Here is a 22,714-nt window from a genome sequence, read left to right on the forward strand (position 1 = left end):
GACGCAAGCGATCCACAACCGACGCCGGGCCCACGCCGCGGCGGACAACGGGAGGCACGAGTACATGACGGAGCGGGCGCACGCCGAGGGGCACGCCGACCAGCACGCCGGAGAGCACGCCGAGGGGCACGCCGGAGTCTGGTCCGGCAGCTGGGTCGCCGAGCGGCTCGGCGTCGGACTCACCGGCGACGAGGCGCTGACCGGCCTGCTGGGGCTCGCCCTGCGCCGCAACCCCAAGCGGGCGCACCTGCTCGTCTCCAACGTGCTCGGCAAGCACGTCCCGCAGTCGCCCGCCGTCGTCTACGGCCACGGCGTCGCCCTCGGCCGACGCGTCCGCGACCTGCTCGGCGCCGAGGAGGCCGCACGCGCGGTCGTCCTCGGCTACGCGGAGACCGCCACCGGACTCGGCCACTCCGTCGCCGACGGCCTGGGCCCCGCGCCCTACCTGCACTCCACCCGCCGTCCGGTCGCCGGAGTCGCCCGGGCGGGCGGCTTCGAGGAGTCCCACTCGCACGCGACCTCCCACCTCCTGCTGCCCGAGGACCCGGCGCTGCTCGCCGGAGACGGCCCGCTGGTCCTCGTCGACGACGAGTTCTCCACCGGCAACACGGTGCTCAACACCGTCCGCGCCCTGCACGAGCGCTATCCCCGCAAGCGGTACGTCGTGGTCGCCCTGGTCGACATGCGCTCGCCCGCGGACGCCGGCCGGCTGGACGACTTCGCCCGGGAGATCGGTGCCCGCGTGGACCTGGTGACCACCGCCTCCGGCACGGTCCGGCTGCCGCCGGGCGTGCTGGAGAAGGGGCAGGAACTGGTCGCCCGGCACGAGGCGACGGCCACGCAGCCGACCGGCCCCGCTCCGGCCGCGCCACCGTCCGGATCCGTCGAGCGCGTCCGGCTGCGCTGGCCGCACGACGTGCCCGACGGCGGACGGCACGGATTCACCGCCGCCCACCGGGACCGGCTGGAGGCCGCCCTGCCCGCCATGGCGGCACGGATCGCCGAGGCGCTCCCCGCCGGTGCCCGACGCGTGCTCGTGCTCGGCTTCGAGGAGCTCATGTACGCCCCCCTCCGCCTGGCACACGCGCTGGAACAGAGCGTCGGCGGCGACCTCGACGTGCGCTACTCCACCACCACCCGCTCTCCCGTCCTCGCCGTCGACGACCCCGGCTACGCCATCCGCACCCGCCTGGTCTTCCCCGCGCACGACGACCCGGCCGACGGCCCCGGCGAGCGCTACGCCTACAACGTCGCGGGCGGCGGCTTCGACGCCGTCGTCGCCGTCGTCGACTCGGCCGCCGACACCCCCGCGCTGCACGCCCCGGACGGCTTGCCGGCCCGGCTCGCCGCCCACGTCCCCCGCGTGCTGCTCGCGGTCGTCCCGTCGTACGTCCCGAGCCCCCCGCACGACCCCGAAAGGCCCTCCATGCTGCCCGAGCCCCTGCGCGGCCCCGACTTCTCCTCGTACGCGCCCGACGAGGTCGGCTGGCTGCTCCAGGACCTCTCGGAGGTGACGCTGGAGGCGCCGACCGAGGAGCGCGAGGAAGCGATCCAGAGCGGCGGCGCGCACTACGCCGAGTCGCTGCCCGTGGAGTACCAGCCCAGCGAGCAGTACCAGGACCTGTTCCACGCGGCGCTCGAGACGTCCGCGGCCCGGTTGGCGCGCGCCGTCGGCGCCGTCACCGAGATCGTGCTCGCGGAACGGTCGCCCCGCCCCGTCCTGGTCTCCCTCGCCCGCGCGGGCACCCCGGTCGGCGTTCTGATGCGCCGCTGGGCGCAGTTCCGTCATGGTCTCGACCTCCCCCACTACGCCGTGTCGATCGTCCGGGGCCGCGGCATCGACGCCAACGCGCTGCGCTGGCTGGCCGACCACCACGACCCCGCCGACGTCGTCTTCGTCGACGGCTGGACCGGCAAGGGCGCCATCACCCGCGAACTCGCCGCCGCCCTGCGCGAATTCGAGGCCACCGACGGCATCACCGGCTTCGACCCGGAGATCGCCGTACTGGCCGATCCCGGCTCCTGCGTACGCACCTACGGCACCCGTGACGACTTCCTCATCCCCTCCGCCTGCCTCAACTCCACCGTCTCCGGCCTGATATCCCGCACCGTGCTCCGCGCCGACCTGGTCGGCCCGCACGACTTCCACGGCGCGAAGTTCTACCGCGAACTCGCCGCAGCCGACCTGTCACCGGACTTCCTCGACGCCGTCGCCGCCCGCTTCTCCGACGTCACGGACACGGTCGACGCCCAGGTGAAGGACCTCCTCTCCGCCGACCGCACCCCCACCTGGGAGGGCTGGGCCGCCGTCGAGCGCATCAGCGAGGAGTACGGCATCCACGACGTGAACCTCGTCAAGCCCGGCGTCGGCGAGACCACGCGGGTGATGCTGCGCCGCGTCCCGTGGAAGGTGCTGGCCCGCGCCGGAGCCGGCGCCGACCTGGACCACGTCCGCCTGCTGGCCGAACAGCGGGGCGTGCCCGTGGAGGAGGTCGCCGACCTCCCGTACACCTGTGTCGGGCTGATCCACCCCCAGTACACGCGGGGCGCCACCGGCGCCGACGGCAAGGCGGTGACGCTCTGATGCCCGTACTCGTCGCCAGCGACCTCGACCGCACACTCATCTACTCCGCGGCCGCCCTCGGCCTGACCATGCCCGACCTGAGGGCACCCCGCCTGCTGTGCGTGGAGGTCTACGAGAGCAGACCCCTCTCCTACCTGACCGAGACGGCCGCCCAACTGCTGACCGACCTCGGCGACTCGGCCCTCTTCGTCCCGACCACCACCCGGACCCGCAAGCAGTACCAGCGGATCAACCTCCCGGGCCCCGCGCCGAAGTACGCGATCTGTGCCAACGGCGGCCACCTGCTGGTGGACGGCGTCTCCGACCCCGGCTGGCACGCCCGAGTGACCGCACGGCTGGCCGACGAATGCGCCTCGCTCGCCGAGGTCCGCGACCACCTGGCGAACACCGCCGACCCGCTGTGGGTGCGCAAGCACCGGGTCGCCGAGGACCTCTTCGCCTACCTGGTCGTCGAACGCGACCTGCTGCCCCAGGACTGGGTGAAGGAACTCGCCGTGTGGGCCGAGAACCGCGGCTGGACCGTGTCCCTCCAGGGCCGCAAGATCTACGCCGTGCCCAAGCCGCTCACCAAGAGCGCCGCCGTGCACGAGGTCGCCCGCCGCACCGGCGCCGAACTCACCCTCGCCGCCGGAGACTCGCTCCTCGACGCCGACCTGCTCCTGGCCGCCGACCGCGGCTGGCGCCCGGGCCACGGCGAACTGGCCGACTCCGGCTGGACGGCTCCGACGATCAGCGCCTTGCCCGAGCGCGGCGTCCTGGCCGGTGAGCGGATCCTCCGCGAGTTCCTGCGCGCGGTGCGTCCGACTCGCTGAACCCGCCCTCTCCGTCCCCGGCACCGCCCCCGGTGCCGGGGCGGTCGTCGTCGGCCGGCGGCCGTATGTCCGGCCGCCCGTCGTCGCCGCGGCCCCGCCGACGGTGACCGGCGCCCGGCCGCAGCAGCCGCATGACGACGAAGACCAGCAGTGCCAGGGCGGCCGCCGCGAGGATCACCTTCGAATAGGTGGAGGCGATGCCCGAGACCTCCGACCAGTTGTCCCCCAGTGCGTAGCCCGCGAGGACGAACACGGTGTTCCAGATCGCGCTGCCCAGCGTCGTCAGGGCGAGGAAGACGGGCAGCCGCATCCGCTCCACACCCGCCGGCACGGAGATCAGGCTGCGGAAGATGGGGATCATCCGGCCGAAGAACACCGCCTTGGTCCCGTGCCGGAGGAACCACGCCTCCGTCTTCTCTATGTCGGACACCTTCACCAGCGGCAGCTTCCCCGCTATCGCCACCGTGCGGTCCCGGCCGAGCAGGGCACCGATCCCGTACAGGGCGAGCGCGCCGATCACCGAACCCGCCGTCGTCCACAGCAGGACGGCGATCAGGCTCATCCGGCCGGAGCTCGCCGCGAACCCGGCCAGCGGCAGGATCACCTCGCTCGGCAGCGGAGGAAAGAGATTCTCCAGAGCGATGGCGAGACCGGCACCGGGGGCGCCGAGGGCGTCCATGAGGTCGTTGATCCACTGCGGTGCCGCACCGCTGTCCACGGCCGGCTGCGCTGCGATGGCTGTCATGACGACCACGCTAGAAAATCGCGGCTGAAGAGACCCTGAGGAAGACCGCATGATCGATTGCGGTGTACCGCAGGCGGGAATTGCGGTTTTCCGCAGTGTGCCCGCCCACCGCGCCCGACTAGCCTCGCGATCATGCGAGTCATGGCGCGACGTGTAGTGCGGTGCGGGGCGGGCCTCATCCTGGGGACCGCCGCGGCCGCCGTCGAGCTGCTCTTCGCCCTGCTGGCCGGTGTGGCCCTGCTGCCGGTGGCCGCCTGGCCGAAGGGCCGCCGTGCCGTACTGCGCCCGGTCCTCGCGGGCGCGCGGATTCTGGCGGAGCTGGAGCGGGGCCGGCTGCGGATGTGGCTCGACCTGCGCGTCACGCCCGCGTACGAGGACGTGCGGGCGCTGCGGTACGTCGCCTGCCACTGGGCCCTGGGCGTCCTGGGCGGGGTCGTGATGCTGACGGCCGCCATCGGCCTGGCGTACGGCACCTTCGGGCTGTACGGCTGGCTCCTGCTGGACGGCATACGCAACCCCGGTTCGCTGGTCCTCGGCAGTCTGGGCGGCTTCTTCCTCGTGTTCCTCACCGTGCAGGGAATATTCGGTGTGGTGGGACTGGAGGGGCAGCTGGCCCGGCACTTCCTCGGCCCGCGCCACCAGGAGGAGCTGGAGCGGCGGATCGCCGAGCTGTCCGCCAGCCGCGCCGCCGTGGTCGACGCGGTGAACGACGAACGGCGCCGCATCGAGCGCGACCTGCACGACGGTGTGCAGCAGCGCCTCGTCGCCCTCGGCATGCTGCTCGGCCGGGCCCGCCGCAGCCAGGACGCCGGCCGCCGGGACCGTCTGCTGGGCCAGGCCCACGACGAGAGCCGCCGCGCGCTGGACGAGCTGCGCGAGGTGGCCTGGCGGATCTACCCGACCACGCTGGACGAGGCGGGGCTGCGCGCGGCCCTGGAGACGGTCGCCGAGCGGGCGTCCGTACCGGTGGGGGTGGAGTACGACCTGGCCGAGGAGCCCGAGCAGGCCGTGGCGACCGTCGCGTACTTCGTGGTCTGCGAGGCGGTCACGAACGCGGTCAAGCACGCGGCGCCGAACCGTATAAGCGTCGCTGTCAGAGCGGAGGAGAAACGGATGTACGTGAGCGTGCGGGACGACGGCTGCGGCGGGGCGAACGCCGCGGGCAGCGGACTGTTCGGGCTCGCCCGGCGCGTCGCCGCCCTCGACGGCAGCCTCAGCGTGGTCAGCCCGCCCGGCGGGCCGACCCTCGTCGCCGCGGAGCTGCCATGCGGGTGATCCTCGCCGAGGACTCGACCCTGCTGAGGGAGGGGCTGGTGCGGCTGCTGGCGGAGGAGGGCCACGAGGTCCTCGCGGCTGTCGGCAACGCCGAGCTGCTGCTGAAGGCGGTCGCCGAGGACCAGCCGGACGTGGTCGTCGCCGACGTGCGGATGCCGCCCACGCACACGGACGAGGGCCTGCGCGCGGCCCTGGAGATACGCGGACGGTGGCCAGGGGTCGGAGTGCTGGTGCTCTCGCAGTACGTCGAGAAGCGGTACGCGACCGAGCTGCTCACCGGGGAGACGGAAGGAGTCGGATACCTGCTCAAGGACCGGGTGGTCCAGGTCGACGAGTTCCTCGACGCGCTGGAGCGGGTGGCCGCCGGACGCGCCGCGTTCGACCCGGAGGTCGTCCGTCAGCTGCTCGGCCGGACGACGCACACCGACCTGCTCGCCCGACTGACCGTGCGGGAGCGGGACGTGCTGGCCGAGATGGCGCAGGGCCACACCAACGCGGCGATCGCGCATCGGCTGCACATCTCGCAGAGCGCGGTGGAGAAGCACACCAACGCGATCTTCGACAAACTCGAGCTGACCGGAGGGGAGGGCTATTCACGCAGGGTGCTCGCGGTGCTGCGCTACCTGGGCAGCTGACACGGGCCGGGGGCGGTCCGGCAGGAGCGGAAGGGCGCCGGGCTCAGCCGCAGCAGCCGCCGCCGCAGCAACCCCCACCGCCACCGCCACCGCCGCCCGGCGACGGCGCCGGTGCGGAGGCCGAGCCGCCGACCGCGACCGTCGACAGCAGCTTCACCGTGTCGTCGTGGCCCGCCGGGCAGGCGGCGGGAGCGGAGGACTCGGCCATGGGACGGCTCAGTTCGAAGGTGTCGCCGCAGCTGCGGCAGCGGTACTCGTAGCGAGGCATGGGCACAGATTAACCGGCACGGCCGCCCACAGGTCCCGGTCGGCCGATCCCGGTGATCAGTGACCGGCCCCGCGCTCCTCGCGGATCTGGGCGACCACATCGGCCACCGTCTGCCGGACCGCTTCCGTCTCCGTCAGGAAGTGCCAGTAGTCGGGGTGCCGCCCCTCCAGCGTGGTGATCGCCCGTTCCAGCCGGGCCACGGCCTCGTCCAGGGGACGCGCGTGACGGGGCTCGGGGGTGTTGCGACCGGCCATGGCCAGGCGCTGGGCGTCGCGGATCGCGAAGCGGGTGCGCTCGATCTCCTGCTGCGGGTCCTTCTGCACGGCGTTCAGCTGCCGCAGCCGGTCGCCGGCCGCCGATACGGCCTCGTCGGTCGAGTTCAGCAGCGCTCGTACCGTCGACAGCAGGGCGGTGGCGTCGGGCCAGCGCTGGTCGTCGCGGGCGGCCTGCGCCTCGGCCAGTTTCCGCTCGGCCTGCCGGACCGATTCGGTGGCCTGGTCCGGCACGTGCTGGAGGTCCTGCCAGCAGGCGGCGGTGAACCGGCGCCGCAGCTCGCTCAGCACCGGCTCGACCTGTTCGGTGCGGGTGGTCAGCGCCTGGGCGCGGGTGCGCAGGGAGACCAGGCGGTGGCCGATCTCGGCGGCGCGCTCGGGCAGTCGTTCCGCCTCGGCGCGGACCGCCTCGGCCTCACGGGTGACCCGTTCGGCCCGCTCCAGGGTCTGGGGCACCCCGTGCTGTCCCGCGCCCTGGTTCAGCCGGGTCAGTTCCGGACCGAGGGTGGCGAGACGGGTGGCAAGGTCGTCCGCCTTCAGACCGGAGCCGCGAGCGGCGTCCAGGGCGTTGGAGGCGGCGAGCAGGGCCTGCCGGGCCCGTTCGACGGCGGGCGCCAGCCGGGCCAACTGGGTCTCCGCCTTGCCGAGCAGGGGGCCGAGGCTCTCGGCGAAGCGGTCGAGTTCCTGTTTGACCCGGCCGAGCTCGGTCTTGGCGGCGGTCAGTTCCGTGCGGGCGCGGGAGGCGGCGGACGCCTCCAGGTCGTCCCGGTCCAGGTCGTGGGCGTCGACGGCGCTGATGTACTGGTGGCTGACCTCGTCGATGCGCCGGCCCAGGGCATCGAAGTCGGTGACCGCACGCCGGGCGGCGGGGGAGGAGTCGACGGCCGCGATCGTCTCTATCGAGATCCGCAGGTCCCGCTGGGCGGTGTCCAGTTCGTAGAACGCGGCGGCCGCGTCGTCCTTCGCGGTCTGGGCCTCCGCCCGCTGGCTCTCGGCCCGCCCGCCGAACCAGCGCCGCGTACCGCCCCCGGCGAACGCCGCGGGGAGCGCCAACACCGCGAGCAGGGGCAGACCCATCAGGGTGAGCGTGCCGGTGACCGCGCCGGCCCGGCGCCGGCGGAAGCGGTGCGGCAGGCGCTGGGCGCGCGCCACCATCGGCGAGTACGGCTGCGATGGCGTCGCCGTCACATCACTCTCCCGTGTCGTCCGTCCTGCCCGGGTTCATTCTCCCACCCGTTAGGGACGAACACACGGGCCGGTCAGTTCGCGGTTCGCACGGTGATTCTGCCGTCGACGGACCGGGCGTCGACCACGTGCGTGCCGGCGTCGTCGGTGGGCACGGACACGTCGACCGCGCCGTCGTCGGTGTCGGTGGACACCTTGTACGTGGCCCGGGGCAGCGAGATCGTCGCGGAGCCGTCGTCGGTGCGGGACTCCACCTGGTCCGGGACGGTGTCGAGGTCCAGCCGGACCGAGCCGTCGCGGGTGTGCGTCCGCACCTGGCGGGAGGAGACCGCGGCACGTACGGAACCGTCGTCGGTCCGCACTTCCAGCGGCCCGGAGGAGTCGGTGACGTGCACGGAGCCGTCGCCGGTACGGATGTTCAGCGCGTCCTCGAAGCCGCTGGCCCGCACGCTGCCGTCCCCTTCCTTCACCTTGACGGCGATGCCGCGCGGCACCTCGATGCGGTGCTTGGCCGCGCAGTCGGCGACGACGCCGGAGCAGTGCATCCGCAGCACCAGCCGGTCGCCGTCCATCTTCCAGGTCACCTCGGGGTCCGAGCCGATGGCGACCGACCCGGAGAACCACCGCGTGACCTGGATCTTCCCGGACGCGTGGTCGTCCGAGGCGACGATCTCCAGGGCGGAGTCGTCGGAGTCGACGGTGAGCGTACGGCCCTGGAGGGCGAACGACCGGTGCTCGGGGTCGTTGTCGTCCGAGGCGGAGGCGCAGGCGCTGAGGCCCGCGACGAGGACGGCGACGGCGCCGACGGCGGCGAACGCGCGGACGGGAACGGTACGGGCGGGCATGACGGTCTCCCCCTGGAACGGACGACGAGGTGCCGCACCCGGGGGCCTTCCGCGCCGGCGGAGGCCTTCTCGGTGAGGCTCTTCGACCGTACGGAGCGGGCGCTCGCGCCGGGATCCGGGCCGCTACCGGATCGAGGGTGGGGTTAACCCCCCCGACCCCGTCTGAGCACGGCGGGAACGCGTTTGCCGGGCAGCGCCCCGGGCCATGTAGGCTGTCGACTCGTCCTGGGTGCGTAGCTCAGGGGTAGAGCGCCTGCCTTACAAGCAGGATGTCGGCGGTTCGAAACCGTCCGCGCCCACCAGGACCGACGCCGTCGTCGGCGCCAAGGCCCCCGGAGATCTTCCGGGGGCCTTACGCGTGCGGGCCCTCATGCGCGTGTTTCAGCTCCGACCGGGCGCTCACCTGGTCGGGGCCGGTCGTCTCGGACCAGTAGCGATGGGTGCTGACGAACACGGCCAGCTCGCGCTCGCGCTGCCGGAGCTTCTCGACCTCGGCCTGCTCGTCCGCCGACCAGCCGGGGGAGGCCGGGCGTTCGACCTTGCGCCAGCCGTTGTCGTCGCTGAAGCCGTCGAGTGGTTCGACGGACCAGGGAAGTCTCTTGAGCAGGGCCGACAGCTCGGCCCGGACCTGATGCAGTTCCTCCTGACCGGCGAGGAGATCACTGGGGAAATCATAGGTCGTAGCCACGCCTCAATGATACGCCTGTTCGATTTTGAGGCGCGCGTTCCCTTCGGTGGTTCATGCGAAAGGGTGGCCCCGCGGCCCGGCCCGACTGTCAGACGTCTGCCCTACCGTGAAAGACATGGACGGCATGGACGAGCGGATCGCGCCGGGCGGGGAGCGGGTGTGCCTGGTCCCCTGGGCGGAGGGGGACCTGTGGCTGCTGCGCAGGACCAACAGCCCGGAGATGACCGCACACCTCGGCGGCCCGGAGAGCGAGGAGCGGCTCCTGGCCCGGCACCGGCGGTACGTGGAGCCGGGACCCGGGCAGATGTACCGGGTGACGCTGACGGACGGCGGTGAGACCGTCGGCTCCGTCGGGTACTGGCAGCGGACCTGGCGGGACGCCGAGGTGTGGGAGACCGGGTGGGGCGTGCTGCCGGAGTTCCAGGGACGGGGGCTGGCCGTGCGGGCGGCCCGCGCGGTGCGGGAGGCCGCCCGCGCCACCGGGACCCACCGGTATCTGCACGCCTTCCCGGGCGTCGACCACGCCGCCTCCAACGCGGTCTGCCGAGGGGCCGGGTTCACGCTCCTCGGGCAGGTCGACTTCGAGTATCCGAAGGGCCACTGGATCCGGTCGAACGACTGGCGGGTGGATCTCGAGAGGGGAGACTGACGTCATGTGCCGCAGCATCAAGACCCTGCGTCCGCCCGTGCTGGCCGAGGAGGCCACCGAGGACGAGATCAGGGCCGCCGCCCTTCAGTACGTACGCAAGGTCTCCGGATTCCGTGCGCCCGCCGCGCACAACCAGGAGGTCTTCGACCGCGCCGTCGAGGCCGTCACCGAGGCCACGGCCGAGCTGCTGGCCGACCTGGAGATACGGGGAGGCGCCGGAGCGCGAAAGGCCTCCTGACGCCGACTCGTGGCGCCCTCGTGAGTTAGTCGGTCGATGCCCGGCGCCACGCGGCCTCCGGCGCCCACGCGGCTTCCGGCACCCACGCGGCCTCCGGCGTCACGCGGCCTCCGGCGCTACGAGAACCTCGCTGCTTCGAGAGCCTCTCTGTCGAGGTTCACGCAGCTACGAGCCTCCGTCGCTACGAGGCCTCCGTCGTACGTGGCTGGCGGCGCATCAGGTATGCCGCGCCCGCGCCCGCGCCGAAGAGCGCCACCAGCGACACTCCCGTCGCCAGCCAGGTGGCGCCCAGCCACTGGCCGCCGAAGTAACCGAGGGCGACGCTGTACGCGGCCCAGGCCAGGCCGGCCAGGGCCGACCAGGGGAGGAACTCCCGGACCCGGCGATGGGCCGCGCCCGCGACGAGTGAGACGACCGAGCGGCCGGCCGGGGCGAAACGGGCCAGGACGACGAGGGCACCGCCGCCGCGGGCCAGGGCGCCGCCGAGACGTTCCTGCGCGGTGGTCAGCCGCCGGGAACGGGCGATCGCGCGGTCCAGCCGTGCCCCGCCGCGCCAGGCGAGGCGGTAGACGGCCAGGTCGCCGACGACGGACGCGGTCGCCGCGCAGAGCGTGAGGACGAGGATGTCGGGGACGTCCTGCGGGACCCGTCCGGCAGCCGCCGCTCCCGAACCCGCGGCCGCCGCCGTCGCCGCAGTGATCACCAGGACCCCGCTCGGCAGCACCGGAAGGAAGATGTCGAGGAGCACCGAGGCGCCCACCAGCACGTAAATCCATGGGCTGCTGACCAGCGACCCGATACTTCCCAGACCTTCGACCACGACAACTCCCCGGTACTCCCCCGTGGGCCGGGCCATGCCGCGAGACGCGGGGACGGCAGGAGCGGCCAATGACAGCCATACAGCGTACGCCCGGGGTGTGACAGAGGGTTCACAGGGGGCTTGTGTGATCGACGCAGGGCGTTCACACGGAGGAGGGGGCCCGCGGCGGTCCGCTCAGGCGGCGACCGGCGTCTGCCGCTCGGGGGCGGACTCGTCCCGCTCGGACACGCGCCGGGCGAGGAGACGGTCCAGGCCGAAGGCGCCGGAACCGGTGAAGGCGAGCAGCAGGAAGGCCCAACAGAACATGGCGGGGGCCTCGCCGCCGTTCTCCATGGGCCACAGGGCGTTCGGCTGGTGCACCTTGAAGTAGGCGTAGGCCATCGAGCCGGAGCAGATGACCGCTGCCGGGCGGGTGCCGAGGCCCAGCAGGACGAGGCCGCCGCCGACCAGTTGGATCACGGCCGCGTACCAGCCCGGCCAGGTGCCCGCGTCGATCGTGCCGCCCGTCATCGCGGCGCCGCCGAGGACGCCGAAGAGGGAGGCGGCGCCGTGGCAGGCGAAGAGCAGGCCGACGACTATGCGGAACAGGCCGAGAACGTACGGCTGGGCGCTGGTGCTGTTGAGGCGTGCGGGCATGCGGGGGTGCTCCTTCGGTTGGCCGGCCGGGGCGGGCCGGTGGGGGACGGAACCGAGTGGGCTGCCCACGTTAGGTGAGCCTAATGAGTACTTGCAAGTTCAACATTCCGCCATAACCTGACGTGCAGTCACCTGCTCGACGCCGCCGCCGATCCAGGTGGGAGCGCTCCCACACCCGCGGCGCGGCCCGCCGAAGTGACTCAATTCATACCCCGCCGCGCCCTCGCCGACTCATGCCGGAACAACGCCGTACAGCTCCGTACGGCTACGTCAACTCCCGGTCCGTGACCGTCCGCAGGACGTTCGTCCCGTCCCGGTTCGCGCGGGCCTGTTCCAGGCGCAGCCGGGCCGACCGCCCCCGCAGGGTCAGCGTCATGATCTGGTTGCCGAACCAGGGCCCGCCGGTCCTGCGCCAGCCCACCGCCGGGGGCGCGCAGCGTCCGTGCCGGGCGATGCGCCGCCCGAGGGCCCGCGCCGGAGCGCTCCAGCCGAAGCGGAAGCCGAGGCGGATCGAGAGCGGCACCGAGTTGTGGACGGGGGAGCAGGTCAGCTGGGCTATCCGCGCGTCGGGCGTACGCCCCGGCCACGACGGCTCGGCCACGTAGGCGTGGTGGACGTCGCCCGACAGCACGCTCACCGTCGCGGGCGCCCCCGGCCCGGTACCGGCATCGGCGATCAGGTCGCCGAGGGCGTCGAAGGACGAGGGGAACGCGGACCAGTGCTCCAGGTCGGCGCCGCGCCGTATCCGTTCCCCGATCCGTGCCCAGCGGGGGCCCCGCTCGCCGCCGCACATCGCGGCGTTCCACGCCTCCACGTCGTGCACCAGGTGGGGCAGCAGCCAGGGCAGGGAGGTACCGATCAACAGGTGGTCGTAAGCACCGTCGCTGTCGCTGTCGCTGTCGCTGTCGCTGTCGCCGTCGCCCCGTCCCTCCATGACCTGCTCGCGCAGCCAGGCGGCCTCGCCCGGGTCGAGCATCGTGCGGCGGTCCTCGTCCAGGACGCGGGCCGCGCGTGAGTCGACCATCAGCAGTCGCGTGCGCCCGAAGTCGCGCCGGTAGCTCCAGCGGACGGAGGCCGGATCGGCGTCGGCCCGGGCGGCGAACTCCCGCAGGGCCTCGGTGCCGTCGGACGCCTCGCGGACGGCCGTGTAGAGCGGGTCGGCGGCCAGCTCGTCCGGGGAGAGGTTGCCCAGCTGCTGGTACACCCAGTACGACATCAGCCCGCTCAGCACCCGCTCCTGCCACCAGTCGGTGGCCCGCATGTCGGCGAGCCAGGCGGCGGAGGTGTTCCAGTCGTCGATGACGTCGTGGTCGTCGAAGATCATGCAGCTCGGCACGGTGGACAGCAGCCAGCGCACCTCGGGGTCGAGCCAGGACTCGTAGTAGAGGTGGGTGTACTCCTCGTAGTCGGCGACCTGGTCGCCGGGGCCCGCCTGCACGTCCCGGCGGCCGGCGATCCAGTCGCGCGTGGCGTCGGAGATCTCGTCGGCGTACACCTGGTCGCCGAGCAGCAGCAGCACGTCCGGGCGGGCGCCTGCGGGATCGGCCGCGACGCGGGCGGAGAGGGTGTCCAGGGCGTCGGGACCCACCCTGCCCTTGCCCCCGCTGGGCGGCGCCGCCCAGCGGCAGGAGCCGAAGGCGACGCGCATGCCGTCGTCGTCCCCGGGCGTGGCGATCACCGGGGGCGGGAAGCGGGAGTCCGGCGGCGGCCACACGCCCGTGCCGTCGAGGAGCACCTCGTACTCCGTCGCCGTGCCGGGGGTCAGGCCGCCGACCGGGACCAGGGCGTAGTGGTGGTCCGCGATTTGGAAGCTGCGGGCCGTGCCCCGGGCGCCGTCGGCGCAGCGCACCTCGGCCGTGCAGGGGCGGTCCGTCTCGACCCAGACGGTCGCGCACGCACCGTCGGTGTACCTCAGCAATGGGCCCAGGCGCAGTTCCGCCATGATGATCCTCTCCTCCGTCGCCCCGTACGGTACGGAACGACGGAGGCCGGCGGGGAGGTTCCGCGCCGAACGGACGGTGTACGGGGCGTCAGCAGTTGGCGAGGTAGCCCTGCAGGGCGGACTTCTCCGCCGAGTCGACCGAGAGGTCGTAGTAGTACTTCACCTGCACCCAGGCGCGCACGTACGTGCAGCGGTAGGCGCTGCGCGAGGGCATCCAGGTGGCCGGGTCCTGGTCGCCCTTGGACTGGTTGACGTTGTCGGTGACCGCGAGGAGCTGGGGCCGGGTCAGGTCGTTGGCGAAGGACTGCCGCCGCGAGGTGGTCCAGGAGTCGGCGCCGGAGTCCCAGGCCTCGGCGAGCGGCACGAGGTGGTCGATGTCGACGTCGGAGGAGGCGGACCAGGTGGCGCCGTCGTAGGGGGAGTACCAACTGCCGCTGGTGGCGGCGCAGGAGGAGTCGGTGACGACGTTCGTGCCGTCGCGCTTGAGGATCGTCTCGCGGGTGTTGCAGGTGCCGGACTGGGTGATCCAGTGCGGGAAGAGGTCGCGGTCGTAGCCGGTCCGGTCCTCGGTGGCCACCGTGAGGGAGGCGAGGTAGGTGCGGGCGGTGGCGGCGCTGACCGGGGTGGGGAGGGCGGCGGAGGCGGCCGGGCCGTTGAGGAGCCCGGCGGAGGCTATGAGCCCGGTGAACGCGGCGAGGAAACCGAGCCGTCGACGCGCGTAGAACTTCGGCATGCGAACTCCCTTGAGGTGTGGGGGTGTTGGGACGCGGGCAGGGGAATGCTCGCGACGCCGCATGGCGCACAGGTGTGCGGTCGGTTAGAAGTTAGTGACGTGTGCATGGCGCGTCCAGGAGTGCGACGAGACTCGTGACAAGAGTTCGGGGCGGGACCTTCGGCCCTCGGTTCCGGCCGGGGGGTCGCGTACTATGGACGGCGCAGAAGGGGAGTAGCTCTTCGCCGGACCGTCGACATACTGCTCAGCCCGCCTGAGCCGGCGCCCGGAGGCAGGCCTCGCACGCGAGGCAGGCCAGCGAGACCTTCGGCAAGCAGTGCACGCCCGTGCCGTACGGCAGGGGTGGATCCGTGTGCTGCCGTGCCGAGGTGTCGCGCGTCGCGGAGGTCGTGAATTCCGCGTAATCAGCACTCTCGGTGGGGTGGCCCCGACCGATTGAGGAATCTTGATCAGCCTGACCGTGACGGCGCTCGTCTTCGGTGTCGTCTTCCTCGCCGAACTGCCGGACAAGACCGCCCTCGCCGGCCTCGTCCTCGGCACCCGCTACCGCGCCTCGTACGTCTTCGCGGGCGTCGCCGCCGCCTTCCTGCTGCACGTCGTGCTCGCGGTCGCGGCCGGCAGCGTGCTGACCCTGCTGCCCCAGCAGCTCGTGCACGCGATCACCGGTGTGCTGTTCCTGGGCGGTGCCGCCGTGCTGCTGATGAAGAAGGACGACGAGGACGAGGAGGTCCGCAAGCCGCAGGACCAGTCCTTCTGGAAGGTCGCCGGGGCGGGCTTCATGCTCATCCTGGTCGCCGAGTTCGGCGATCTGACGCAGATCATGACGGCCAACCTCGCGGCCCGTTACGACGATCCGCTCTCCGTCGGCCTCGGTGCGGTGCTCGCGCTGTGGGCGGTGGCCGGGCTCGGCATCGTCGGTGGAAAGGCCCTGATGAAGCGGGTGCCGCTGGGGCTGATCACGAAGATCGCGGCCGTGCTCATGCTGGGTCTCGGCGTGTGGAGCCTGTGGGAGGCGATCGCCGGCTGAGCGGCCGGTGGTGTCTGCGGGCGGCGCGTGCCGGTGGCGCGAACCCGGTCTATTTTGTACCGTGGATGAACAAAGTGGTTCCCGCCCGTTCTCCCTGACCGGCGGGCGGGGCCGCCTTGTTTCCTCCCCGCCCCTTGGAGTCTGCCGATGACGGCCACCGCCACCACCGTTCTGCCCGCCCGTGCCCTGCTGCTCGACATGGACGGCACCCTCGTCAACTCGGACGCCGCCGTGGACCGTGTCTGGCGGCGCTGGGCCGACCGGCACGGGCTGGACGGCGACGAGGTCATGAAGGTCGTCCACGGACGGCAGGGCTACGCCTCGATGGCGCTGCTGCTGCCGGACCGGCCCATGGAGCACAACCACGCCGACAACGCGCGCATGCTCGCCGAGGAGACCGCCGACACCGAGGGCGTCGTCGCGATCCCCGGCGCCGCGGAGTTCCTCGCCTCGCTGCGCGGGCTGCCGCACGCCCTGGTGACCTCGGCGGACGTGGCCCTGTCCACCGCGCGGATGGCCGCCGCCGGGCTCGCGCAGCCGGACGTGCGGGTCACCGCCGAGTCGGTCGGCGCGAGCAAGCCCGACCCGGAGGGCTTCCTCAAGGGCGCCGCCGAACTGGGCATCGCCCCCGCCGACTGCATCGTCTTCGAGGACTCCGGCGCCGGTGTCGCGGCCGGGCGCGCCGCCGGGATGCGGGTCGTCGGGGTCGGACCGCGCGCCGGGTTCCACGGGCCGGACGTGGTCGTCGAGGACCTGACGCGGGTGCGTGTCGAGGCCGACGCGGACGGCGGGCTGCGGCTGCACATCGGCTGACGGGCACCGGGGGCCCATCTCAGCGCCGGGGCGGCTCCGACTCCAGCCTGCGGCGGGTCTCCGGGCCGTAGACGCCGATCCCGTCGGAGTAGAGGCCGCGGTACCACTGGTACTGGCGGACCGCGTCCTCGACCTGGCGGTTGAAGTTGCCGTTGATGTCGCCCCAGTACATCCTCGGGTCCAACCCGGCCAGGCGCTGCTGGAGTTCTACGACCTCCGGGCCCCGGTCGCCATGGCGCAGCGTGCGACCACTGACGGCCTCGTGGTCGTCCTCCCCGGACTCCTGCGAGGCCTCGTCCGCCGGTGCGGTCGTGCTCTGCGTCGGTTCGGCCGACCGGGACGCCGTGGGCGAGGCGCTCGACGCCGACGGGGACGGCGAGGCCGAAGCACTCGGTTCGGCCGACGGGGACGCGGACTCGGACGGGGAAGAGGACGCGGAGGGCGTCGGCGAGGCGGCGGTCGTGCTCGGTCCGGCGCTCGGTGACGCCTCGCCGGTCGACGGGTCCGGCACGCTCGCCCGGACCTCGTCCGGCAGCGCCCCGTCCCGCGACGGGGTGTCGTACGAGAACAGCCCGCTCGCGAATCCCGCCGCGCCGACCACGACCACGACCGCTCCGGCCGCGCTCAGCAGTACGCCCTTGCGGCGCCTGCGTGCGGGCCGTCCGGCGCCGCCACCATCACCGCCACCGCCACCCGTGCCCTCCGTGCCCGGGCCCGTCTGTGAGACCTGCGGGAGGGGCGCGGTGGCGGAGGCCTCGAACAGGCGCAGGTCGTGCGCGCTGGGCGAGCCGGCCGACGGGGCGAGGGGCGTCGGCAGCGCGGGCGTCGCCTTCGCGCCCCCGTCGAGCGAACCGGCACCGACATCGACCGCGCGCAGCGTCATGGTCGCGTCCGGGTCGGACGCGGGCGCGACGGGGCGCTCACCGGACGCCTCGGACCCCTCGGGCGCACCGGGCGCACCGGACCCCTCGGGCGCACCGGAGGGCTCCCCGGCCCCGTCCAGCTCGACGTACGGCCGTATGCGCAGCGGGTCGAAGTCCTCCGCCGCTGCCGCCTGGGCCGTGCGTGCGTCGCGCAGGGCGTCGGACGCCCTGGTTCCGCAGGCGCAGGACGGGGTGTTGTCCGCCGCCCTGGGTGTGCCGCACTCCGGGCAGGCGGCCCCCGCCGGCCGGTCCTGCGACGGCTCCTTCTGCTGCTCCACGCGTTCGTCCCTCCCCTCGCGACCTCGCGACTCCCCTCGCGAACTCCAGAGATTATGCAGATCTTCTCCATACTTCGGCGCACACGCCCCCGGAATACCGGCTTCCAGAAGGACTGAAACGGCCATAACTGGTCACACCGACCAGGATGGACCGTGACACCTGTGGAGGTCGGGATGGCCGGAGACGTACGCGAGGCGACGGAGTCGGAGCCGGACCCGGCGCAACCCGCCGCACCGGGGGAGCGGGAGCAGGTCTCCAGCGGCGTACTCGTCTCCATCGGAGCCCTGCTCCTCGGCATGCTGCTCGCCGCACTCGACCAGACCATCGTGTCGACGGCGCTGCCGACCATCGTCAGCGATCTGGGCGGCCTCGAGCACCTGTCCTGGGTGGTCACCGCCTACCTCCTGGCGGCGACCGCCGCGACGCCGCTGTGGGGCAAGCTCGGTGACCAGTACGGGCGCAAGAAGCTGTTCCAGCTGGCGATCGGGATCTTCCTGGTCGGTTCCGCGCTGTGCGGCATCGCGCAGGGCATGGGCCAGCTGATCGCCTTCCGCGCCCTCCAGGGCCTGGGCGGCGGCGGGTTGATGGTGCTCTCGATGGCGATCGTCGGCGACCTGGTGCCGCCCCGTGAACGAGGCCGCTACCAAGGGCTGTTCGGCGCCGTCTTCGGCGCGACCAGCGTGCTCGGGCCGCTGCTCGGCGGGGTCTTCACCGAGCACCTCAGCTGGCGCTGGGTCTTCTACATCAACCTGCCCATCGGTATCGTCGCGCTCGCCGTGATCGCCGCGGTCCTGCACATCCCGCGCCGCGCCGCCCGGCACGTCATCGACTACCTCGGCACCCTGCTCATCGCCTCCGTCGCCACCTGCCTGGTCCTCGTGGCCTCGCTCGGCGGCACGACCTGGGCCTGGAGCTCCCCGCAGATCATCGGGCTCGCGGTGCTGGCGGTGGTCCTGGCCGTGCTCTTCGTGGCCGTGGAACGCAGGGCGGCCGAGCCGGTCCTGCCGCTCAAGCTCTTCCGCGTCCGCACCTTCACGCTGTCCGCCGTCATCAGCTTCGTCATCGGCTTCGCGATGTTCGGCGCGATGACGTACCTGCCGACGTTCTTGCAGGTCGTACGCGGTGTCTCCCCCACCGTGTCCGGTGTGTACATGCTGCCGATGGTGTTCGGCCTGCTGCTGTCGTCGACCGTCTCCGGGCAGATCGTCAGCCGTACCGGCCGCTGGAAGGTGTTCCCCGTCGCGGGCACCGCCGTCACCACCCTCGGCCTGCTCCTGCTGCACCAGCTCGACGAGCGCAGCGCCACCGGCGAGGTGAGCGCGTACTTCTTCGTCTTCGGCCTGGGCCTCGGCCTGGTCATGCAGGTCCTCGTCCTCATCGTGCAGAACGCCGTCCCCTACGAGGACCTGGGCGTCGCCACCTCCGGCGCGACCTTCTTCCGGTCCATCGGCGCGTCGTTCGGCGTGGCCATCTTCGGCACGATCTTCGCGAGCCGCCTCGGCGACCAGCTCACGGACGCCTTCCGGGGCGCCGCCCTGCCGCCCGGCGTCTCCGTGGACACCCTCAAGGCCGACCCGCGCGGCATCGGCGCCCTGCCGCCCGCGCTGCGTCCCGAGGCGATCCACGCCTACGCCTCCTCCATCACCGACGTCTTCCTGTACGCCGCCCCCGTCGCCCTGCTCGCCTTCCTGCTGGCCTGGTTCCTCAAGGAGGACCGGCTGCGCGGCTCGGTCACGGCGCCGGACGCCACCCAGACCCTGGCCAGCAACCCGGTGGAGCGCTCCTCGCACGACGAGGTGTGCCGCGCCCTGTCGGTGCTCGGCACCCGGGAGGGCCGCCGGGAGATCTACCGCCGGATCACCGCGCGGGCGGGCTACGACCTGCTGCCCGCGTCCAGCTGGATGCTGCTGCGGGTCAGGAAGCACGGGCGGGTCGAGCCGGCCCAGCTCGCGGAGCGCAGCCCGGTCCCGCTGGCCACCGTCATGGCGGCGGCCCGGCAGGTGGAGGAGCGGCACCTCGCCGTCCGCGAGGGCCCCGACCTGGTCCTCACCCGCCGGGGCCGCGAGGTCGCCGAAAAGCTGGCGCTGGCCCGTGAGGACTCGCTCGCCGAGCTGCTCGGCGACTGGTGGGGCCCGGACCGCCCGACCGACCTGGTGCGGCTGGTGCGGGAGCTGACCGGGGAACTGTGCGGCTCGGAGCGGGAGCGTCCGCACGAGGGGCGTGCGCCCGCGCGGGCGGGCTGAGCGCCGCCGTCAGGAGTCGCGGCCGGAGCGCAGCCGCTTGGCGAACCAGTGCTCGGCGTACGGACCCTCGTTGTACGCCTCGGTCTCGGTGTAGCCGAGGCGCGCGTACAGGGCGCGGGCCTCGACGAGGTCGCCCCGCGTGTCCAGGACCATGCGCACCGCCCCGAGCGCCCGTGCCGCGTCCTCGGCGGCCCGTACGAGCAGCGCGGCGCCGCCCCGGCCGCGCATCGGGCCGTACAGGAACACCCGGGTCAGCTCGGCGGTGGTGTCGTCCAGCAGCCGGACGCCCGAGGTGCCGGCCGGTTCACCGCCGTAGCGGGCGACCAGCAGGCGTCCACGGGGCGGTACGAGGTCGGCACCGGGGTAGGCGGCGATCTCCCGCTCCAGCTCGGCCGCGTCGGTGGTGCGCCCCTCGTGCAGTTGGTACCAGCGGTCGCTCACCTCCGTGTAGTACGCGCGCCAGAGGGCGGCGGCGACGGGGGAGTCGTACGGTTCCGGGTCGACGGTCCAGGTCATGCCCCGCATTGTCGGCCGGGGGCCGGTGTCCCGGGCAAGCGTATTTTCCCACCGGTGCGCCTTTGGTGCACGCCGAGCGCCGTTTGAGCGCGGACTGCGGGGCAACCCGAACCGCGAACCGGCCCGTTGGGAGAGCCGGCAGGCCGAAAACCCGGAAGGCACTCATGTCCACAGGCGTGATCATCGCTTTGATCGTGATCGTGGCGGCCGTGCTCGTCGTCGCGGCTGTCCTTGCCCTGCGCGCACGGGGCCCCCAGCACGGCGGAAGCCTGAAGCGGCGCTTCGGGCCCGAGTACGACCTGGCCGTGGCCCGGCACGACGGCGACACCAAGGCGGCCGAACGCGAACTGGCCGAACGGGTGCGGCGGCACGGGTCGTTGCACACGCGGCCCCTCGAACCCGCCGAGCGCGAGCGTTTCGAGGCGCGCTGGGCCGCGGCCCAGGAGCGTTTCGTCGACTCCCCGCGCGAGGCGGTCGGCGAGGCGGACCGGCTGCTCGCGGAACTCGCCGGCGCCCGGGGCTTCCCGGACGGCGGCCAGTACGAGGAGCAGCTCACGGCGCTGTCCGTGCACCACGCCCACCACGTCGAGGGCTACCGCCGCGTGCACCGCGTGACCCACGCGCGCGTGGACGACGCGCGGGACGGCGGTGCGGGCACGGAGGAGATGCGCGAGGCCGTCGTCGAGGCCCGCGCGCTGTTCGAGGCCCTGGTACGGCAGGACCGCCACGACGGCGGTCGGCAGCGGGCCGGTACCGAAGCCGACGGCTCGCCCGCACCCGCCGCCCGCGCGCCCCACACGTGGTCGCTCGGCAAGCGCCGGCCGAAGGAGAGCTGAGCAATGCCCGACGCGACAGGCAACCGCAGCACCCCCACCGAACCCGTCACGGCAGCCGAGCCCGGCACGGCAGCCGAGCCCGCCACCACCGCCGGTCTCCGCGCGACCCCCGAGCCCGGCACGGCCCCCGAGCCCGGCACGGCCCCCGAGCCCGGCACGGCCCCCGAGCCCGGCACGGCGGCCGAGCCCGGCGCGCCCACCGGACCCGGCACAACGGTCCGACCCGGCACCCCGGCCGGAGCTGGCACCCCGGCCGGACCTGGCACAAAGGCCGAGCCCGCCACCACCGCCGGTCTCCGCGCGACCCCCGAGCCCGGTACGACCCCCGAGCCCGGTACGACCCCCGAGCCCGGCACGGCGGCCGAGCCCGGCGCGGCGGCCGAGTCCGGTACGGCGACCGAGTCCGGTGTCACCGCCGGAGCGGCTCCGGTGGCCGGTGCGGCAGGCGCGCCGTCGGGCAGTTCGGCGGGCGCCCGCTCGCTTCTGCCGCCCGGGGAGTCCGACCGGCTCGGGCAGCGGCTGCACCACGCCCTGGCCGGGTTCGTCGACGCGCCGCGGGCCTCCGTGGAGGAGGCCGACCGGGTCCTGGAGGAGATCGCCGCCCGCTTCGCGGACGCCGTGGCGCACCGCCGCCGGACCCTGCGCACCTCGTGGCACGAGGCCGGCGGGGACGCGGACGCGCCGAGCACGGACACCGAGCAACTCCGCCTGGCCCTGCGGGACTACCGCGAGCTGGCGGACCGGCTGATGCGCCTGTGAACGACGGGCGTCACCGCTCCGCCCGGCCCTCCCGCCACTGCCGTACGACCTCTTCGACGTCGTAGGGCTTCAGACCCAGCGGAGGGCCGGGCGGCGGCTTGAACATGACGTCGCGGATCTTGACGTTGATCTCCTCGACGATGCGGCGGACCACCCGCTCCGACGGTGCCTTCGCCGCCGCCTCCAGGGCGTCCTCCGCCTCCTTGCGCAGGGCCAGCGTCGGCGGCAGTACGGAGAATCCCTCGCGGGCCATCTTCCGCTTGACCCACCACAGTTCGTCGTAGGTGCTGTCCAGCTCGCCGGGCAGGGGCTTGCCCACCCCCGGCAACTCGGCGAACTCGCCGCGCGCGTCCGCGTCTCGAATCTGTTTGTCGACCCAGGACTCGAAGTCGACGCCAGGTGGCTTTCGCTCGGTCATGACCCCATTGTGCCGGACGCCGGACACGACTTCACCGGCCGATCTATCATGCGGCGGCGACAAGCCAACGGGACCTCGAAGGAGCGCACGTGCTCGAACTCACCATGGCCGCCGTCACCGCGGCGGACGCGGGTGCCACGGCCGGTATGCAGATGGCCGACGCGCCCAGCGAGCCGGACGCGGTGCTGCGGGTGGGCAGGGACAAGTCCGTGTGCCGGCTGTCGACGCCGGACGACTGGCTGTTCGTCTCCCGGGTCCACCTGGAATTCCGCTGCGGAGCCGACGGCACCTGGCGGCTGAGCTGGCTGCGCGGCTCCCAGGCGGACCCGTCCAGCGAGGTCCGGCTGACCATCGGCGAACACCGGCAGGCTCTGCCGTACGGCGGCACCGTGCCGCTGCCCAGCGGCGGCAGCGGCGAGGTGGTGGTGCACGACCGCGCGGAGCCGCGCAGCGTCAACGTCGGCTTCTACCACGAGGTCTAGGGCCTGTCTGACCATTCGCGTCGTCGCCCGAAGGGCGGCCGCGCGGCGTCAGGTGCGTGCTCTGGGGGTCCCCCCGGCCGGAGGCTGGGGG

General features: G+C 73.2%; 24 protein-coding genes and 1 tRNA gene. 13 read left to right on the top strand and 12 right to left on the bottom strand.

Annotated features, from left to right (window positions below; translation table 11 throughout):
- Window positions 1-64: 64 nt before the first annotated feature.
- Both ACZ7MF_RS25665 and ACZ7MF_RS25670 read left to right on the top strand, forming a co-directional pair.
- The gene (locus ACZ7MF_RS25665) at window positions 65-2,584 is read left to right on the top strand and encodes a phosphoribosyltransferase (RefSeq protein WP_471480055.1); all 2,520 of its coding nucleotides are present in this window, start codon (window positions 65-67) and stop codon (window positions 2,582-2,584) included.
- Window positions 2,584-3,396, top strand: a complete 813-nt coding sequence (locus tag ACZ7MF_RS25670; RefSeq protein ID WP_471480057.1) for an HAD family hydrolase — start codon at window positions 2,584-2,586, stop codon at window positions 3,394-3,396. Before ACZ7MF_RS25665 ends, ACZ7MF_RS25670 begins: the two co-directional genes overlap by 1 nt.
- Here ACZ7MF_RS25670 and ACZ7MF_RS25675 read toward each other — a convergent pair.
- Window positions 3,314-4,141: a DedA family protein gene (locus ACZ7MF_RS25675; RefSeq protein WP_471480059.1), complete on the bottom strand. Its 828-nt coding sequence runs from the start codon at window positions 4,139-4,141 to the stop codon at window positions 3,314-3,316. The two genes, ACZ7MF_RS25670 and ACZ7MF_RS25675, sit on opposite strands and share 83 nt — an antisense overlap.
- Window positions 4,142-4,273: 132 nt before the next feature.
- On the opposite strand from ACZ7MF_RS25675, the gene ACZ7MF_RS25680 reads away from it, so the two are divergent.
- Together ACZ7MF_RS25680 and ACZ7MF_RS25685 are read left to right on the top strand one after the other, a co-directional pair.
- Window positions 4,274-5,416: a sensor histidine kinase gene (locus ACZ7MF_RS25680; RefSeq protein WP_471480061.1), complete on the top strand. Its 1,143-nt coding sequence runs from the start codon at window positions 4,274-4,276 to the stop codon at window positions 5,414-5,416.
- The gene (locus ACZ7MF_RS25685) at window positions 5,407-6,051 is read left to right on the top strand and encodes a response regulator transcription factor (protein WP_356858846.1); all 645 of its coding nucleotides are present in this window, start codon (window positions 5,407-5,409) and stop codon (window positions 6,049-6,051) included. The genes ACZ7MF_RS25680 and ACZ7MF_RS25685 overlap by 10 nt, the downstream gene beginning before the upstream one ends.
- A gap of 43 nt (window positions 6,052-6,094) precedes the next feature.
- On the opposite strand, the gene ACZ7MF_RS25690 is transcribed toward ACZ7MF_RS25685, so the two are convergent.
- From ACZ7MF_RS25690 to ACZ7MF_RS25700, 3 genes are all read right to left on the bottom strand, one after another.
- Window positions 6,095-6,319, bottom strand: coding sequence for an FmdB family zinc ribbon protein (locus ACZ7MF_RS25690; protein ID WP_356858844.1), 225 nt, complete (start codon window positions 6,317-6,319; stop codon window positions 6,095-6,097).
- A gap of 56 nt (window positions 6,320-6,375) precedes the next feature.
- Window positions 6,376-7,779 carry a coiled-coil domain-containing protein gene (locus ACZ7MF_RS25695; RefSeq protein WP_471480063.1) on the bottom strand — a complete coding sequence of 468 codons (1,404 nt, stop codon included), beginning with the start codon at window positions 7,777-7,779 and terminating at the stop codon, window positions 6,376-6,378.
- A gap of 71 nt (window positions 7,780-7,850) precedes the next feature.
- The gene (locus ACZ7MF_RS25700) at window positions 7,851-8,621 is read right to left on the bottom strand and encodes a DUF4097 family beta strand repeat-containing protein (RefSeq protein ID WP_471480065.1); all 771 of its coding nucleotides are present in this window, start codon (window positions 8,619-8,621) and stop codon (window positions 7,851-7,853) included.
- 227 nt (window positions 8,622-8,848) lie between these two features.
- Between ACZ7MF_RS25700 and ACZ7MF_RS25705 the strand changes: the two genes are divergently transcribed.
- Window positions 8,849-8,923 (top strand) — tRNA-Val (locus ACZ7MF_RS25705).
- A 50-nt stretch (window positions 8,924-8,973) separates the two neighbouring features.
- Here ACZ7MF_RS25705 and ACZ7MF_RS25710 read toward each other — a convergent pair.
- Complete coding sequence (locus tag ACZ7MF_RS25710) at window positions 8,974-9,309, bottom strand: hypothetical protein (protein ID WP_356858838.1); 336 nt, start codon at window positions 9,307-9,309, stop codon at window positions 8,974-8,976.
- Window positions 9,310-9,424: 115 nt separating this feature from the next.
- Between ACZ7MF_RS25710 and ACZ7MF_RS25715 the strand changes: the two genes are divergently transcribed.
- Both ACZ7MF_RS25715 and ACZ7MF_RS25720 read left to right on the top strand, forming a co-directional pair.
- On the top strand, window positions 9,425-9,958 hold the full coding sequence (locus tag ACZ7MF_RS25715; RefSeq protein ID WP_471480067.1) for a GNAT family N-acetyltransferase: 534 nt from the start codon (window positions 9,425-9,427) through the stop codon (window positions 9,956-9,958).
- A gap of 4 nt (window positions 9,959-9,962) precedes the next feature.
- Window positions 9,963-10,196 (top strand): DUF2277 domain-containing protein, encoded by a 234-nt coding sequence (locus ACZ7MF_RS25720; protein WP_471480069.1) that lies wholly within the window; start codon window positions 9,963-9,965, stop codon window positions 10,194-10,196.
- Between the two features lie 181 nt (window positions 10,197-10,377).
- On the opposite strand, the gene ACZ7MF_RS25725 is transcribed toward ACZ7MF_RS25720, so the two are convergent.
- The 4 genes from ACZ7MF_RS25725 to ACZ7MF_RS25740 all read right to left on the bottom strand — a co-directional run bounded on the left by ACZ7MF_RS25725 (window position 10,378) and on the right by ACZ7MF_RS25740 (window position 14,327).
- Window positions 10,378-11,016, bottom strand: a complete 639-nt coding sequence (locus tag ACZ7MF_RS25725; protein ID WP_356858832.1) for a DedA family protein — start codon at window positions 11,014-11,016, stop codon at window positions 10,378-10,380.
- A 174-nt stretch (window positions 11,017-11,190) separates the two neighbouring features.
- Window positions 11,191-11,652, bottom strand: a complete 462-nt coding sequence (locus ACZ7MF_RS25730) for a DoxX family protein (RefSeq protein WP_356858830.1) — start codon at window positions 11,650-11,652, stop codon at window positions 11,191-11,193.
- A 265-nt stretch (window positions 11,653-11,917) separates the two neighbouring features.
- The gene (locus ACZ7MF_RS25735; protein WP_471480072.1) at window positions 11,918-13,594 is read right to left on the bottom strand and encodes an alkaline phosphatase D family protein; all 1,677 of its coding nucleotides are present in this window, start codon (window positions 13,592-13,594) and stop codon (window positions 11,918-11,920) included.
- 88 nt (window positions 13,595-13,682) lie between these two features.
- Window positions 13,683-14,327: an HNH endonuclease family protein gene (locus tag ACZ7MF_RS25740; protein ID WP_003976456.1), complete on the bottom strand. Its 645-nt coding sequence runs from the start codon at window positions 14,325-14,327 to the stop codon at window positions 13,683-13,685.
- A gap of 445 nt (window positions 14,328-14,772) precedes the next feature.
- Between ACZ7MF_RS25740 and ACZ7MF_RS25745 the strand changes: the two genes are divergently transcribed.
- Window positions 14,773-15,354: a TMEM165/GDT1 family protein gene (locus ACZ7MF_RS25745; protein WP_109031628.1), complete on the top strand. Its 582-nt coding sequence runs from the start codon at window positions 14,773-14,775 to the stop codon at window positions 15,352-15,354.
- 147 nt (window positions 15,355-15,501) lie between these two features.
- Window positions 15,502-16,167, top strand: a complete 666-nt coding sequence (locus ACZ7MF_RS25750) for an HAD-IA family hydrolase (protein ID WP_471480074.1) — start codon at window positions 15,502-15,504, stop codon at window positions 16,165-16,167.
- A gap of 19 nt (window positions 16,168-16,186) precedes the next feature.
- Here the strand turns inward: ACZ7MF_RS25750 and ACZ7MF_RS25755 are convergent, their stop codons facing one another.
- Window positions 16,187-17,368, bottom strand: a complete 1,182-nt coding sequence (locus tag ACZ7MF_RS25755; RefSeq protein WP_471480076.1) for a peptidoglycan-binding domain-containing protein — start codon at window positions 17,366-17,368, stop codon at window positions 16,187-16,189.
- A 174-nt stretch (window positions 17,369-17,542) separates the two neighbouring features.
- On the opposite strand from ACZ7MF_RS25755, the gene ACZ7MF_RS25760 reads away from it, so the two are divergent.
- Window positions 17,543-19,612, top strand: coding sequence for an MDR family MFS transporter (locus ACZ7MF_RS25760; protein ID WP_471480128.1), 2,070 nt, complete (start codon window positions 17,543-17,545; stop codon window positions 19,610-19,612).
- Between the two features lie 9 nt (window positions 19,613-19,621).
- On the opposite strand, the gene ACZ7MF_RS25765 is transcribed toward ACZ7MF_RS25760, so the two are convergent.
- Window positions 19,622-20,128 (bottom strand): GNAT family N-acetyltransferase, encoded by a 507-nt coding sequence (locus ACZ7MF_RS25765; protein WP_471480078.1) that lies wholly within the window; start codon window positions 20,126-20,128, stop codon window positions 19,622-19,624.
- A 164-nt stretch (window positions 20,129-20,292) separates the two neighbouring features.
- Between ACZ7MF_RS25765 and ACZ7MF_RS25770 the strand changes: the two genes are divergently transcribed.
- Both ACZ7MF_RS25770 and ACZ7MF_RS25775 read left to right on the top strand, forming a co-directional pair.
- On the top strand, window positions 20,293-20,964 hold the full coding sequence (locus ACZ7MF_RS25770; RefSeq protein WP_471480080.1) for a hypothetical protein: 672 nt from the start codon (window positions 20,293-20,295) through the stop codon (window positions 20,962-20,964).
- A gap of 3 nt (window positions 20,965-20,967) precedes the next feature.
- Window positions 20,968-21,723: a hypothetical protein gene (locus tag ACZ7MF_RS25775; protein WP_471480081.1), complete on the top strand. Its 756-nt coding sequence runs from the start codon at window positions 20,968-20,970 to the stop codon at window positions 21,721-21,723.
- Between the two features lie 10 nt (window positions 21,724-21,733).
- Here ACZ7MF_RS25775 and ACZ7MF_RS25780 read toward each other — a convergent pair whose 3' ends face one another.
- Window positions 21,734-22,141 (bottom strand): DnaJ family domain-containing protein, encoded by a 408-nt coding sequence (locus ACZ7MF_RS25780; RefSeq protein ID WP_356858810.1) that lies wholly within the window; start codon window positions 22,139-22,141, stop codon window positions 21,734-21,736.
- Between the two features lie 89 nt (window positions 22,142-22,230).
- Between ACZ7MF_RS25780 and ACZ7MF_RS25785 the strand changes: the two genes are divergently transcribed.
- The gene (locus tag ACZ7MF_RS25785) at window positions 22,231-22,623 is read left to right on the top strand and encodes an FHA domain-containing protein (RefSeq protein WP_471480083.1); all 393 of its coding nucleotides are present in this window, start codon (window positions 22,231-22,233) and stop codon (window positions 22,621-22,623) included.
- The last annotated feature ends 91 nt before the right edge of the window (window positions 22,624-22,714 follow it).

This window comes from Streptomyces sp. NPDC111628 (assembly GCF_055635195.1).

Excerpts from the sequence above, each read along its gene's own strand:
- ACZ7MF_RS25665 (WP_471480055.1), top strand. The coding sequence starts at position 65 with ATGACGGAGCGGGCGCACGCCGAGGGGCACGCCGACCAGCACGCCGGA.
- ACZ7MF_RS25670 (WP_471480057.1), top strand. The coding sequence starts at position 2,584 with ATGCCCGTACTCGTCGCCAGCGACCTCGACCGCACACTCATCTACTCC.
- ACZ7MF_RS25675 (WP_471480059.1), bottom strand. The coding sequence starts at position 4,141 with ATGACAGCCATCGCAGCGCAGCCGGCCGTGGACAGCGGTGCGGCACCG.
- ACZ7MF_RS25680 (WP_471480061.1), top strand. The coding sequence starts at position 4,274 with ATGCGAGTCATGGCGCGACGTGTAGTGCGGTGCGGGGCGGGCCTCATC.
- ACZ7MF_RS25685 (WP_356858846.1), top strand. The coding sequence starts at position 5,407 with ATGCGGGTGATCCTCGCCGAGGACTCGACCCTGCTGAGGGAGGGGCTG.
- ACZ7MF_RS25690 (WP_356858844.1), bottom strand. The coding sequence starts at position 6,319 with ATGCCTCGCTACGAGTACCGCTGCCGCAGCTGCGGCGACACCTTCGAA.
- ACZ7MF_RS25700 (WP_471480065.1), bottom strand. The coding sequence starts at position 8,621 with ATGCCCGCCCGTACCGTTCCCGTCCGCGCGTTCGCCGCCGTCGGCGCC.
- ACZ7MF_RS25715 (WP_471480067.1), top strand. The coding sequence starts at position 9,425 with ATGGACGGCATGGACGAGCGGATCGCGCCGGGCGGGGAGCGGGTGTGC.
- ACZ7MF_RS25720 (WP_471480069.1), top strand. The coding sequence starts at position 9,963 with ATGTGCCGCAGCATCAAGACCCTGCGTCCGCCCGTGCTGGCCGAGGAG.
- ACZ7MF_RS25730 (WP_356858830.1), bottom strand. The coding sequence starts at position 11,652 with ATGCCCGCACGCCTCAACAGCACCAGCGCCCAGCCGTACGTTCTCGGC.
- ACZ7MF_RS25735 (WP_471480072.1), bottom strand. The coding sequence starts at position 13,594 with ATGGCGGAACTGCGCCTGGGCCCATTGCTGAGGTACACCGACGGTGCG.
- ACZ7MF_RS25740 (WP_003976456.1), bottom strand. The coding sequence starts at position 14,327 with ATGCCGAAGTTCTACGCGCGTCGACGGCTCGGTTTCCTCGCCGCGTTC.
- ACZ7MF_RS25750 (WP_471480074.1), top strand. The coding sequence starts at position 15,502 with ATGACGGCCACCGCCACCACCGTTCTGCCCGCCCGTGCCCTGCTGCTC.
- ACZ7MF_RS25760 (WP_471480128.1), top strand. The coding sequence starts at position 17,543 with ATGGCCGGAGACGTACGCGAGGCGACGGAGTCGGAGCCGGACCCGGCG.
- ACZ7MF_RS25765 (WP_471480078.1), bottom strand. The coding sequence starts at position 20,128 with ATGACCTGGACCGTCGACCCGGAACCGTACGACTCCCCCGTCGCCGCC.
- ACZ7MF_RS25770 (WP_471480080.1), top strand. The coding sequence starts at position 20,293 with ATGTCCACAGGCGTGATCATCGCTTTGATCGTGATCGTGGCGGCCGTG.
- ACZ7MF_RS25775 (WP_471480081.1), top strand. The coding sequence starts at position 20,968 with ATGCCCGACGCGACAGGCAACCGCAGCACCCCCACCGAACCCGTCACG.
- ACZ7MF_RS25780 (WP_356858810.1), bottom strand. The coding sequence starts at position 22,141 with ATGACCGAGCGAAAGCCACCTGGCGTCGACTTCGAGTCCTGGGTCGAC.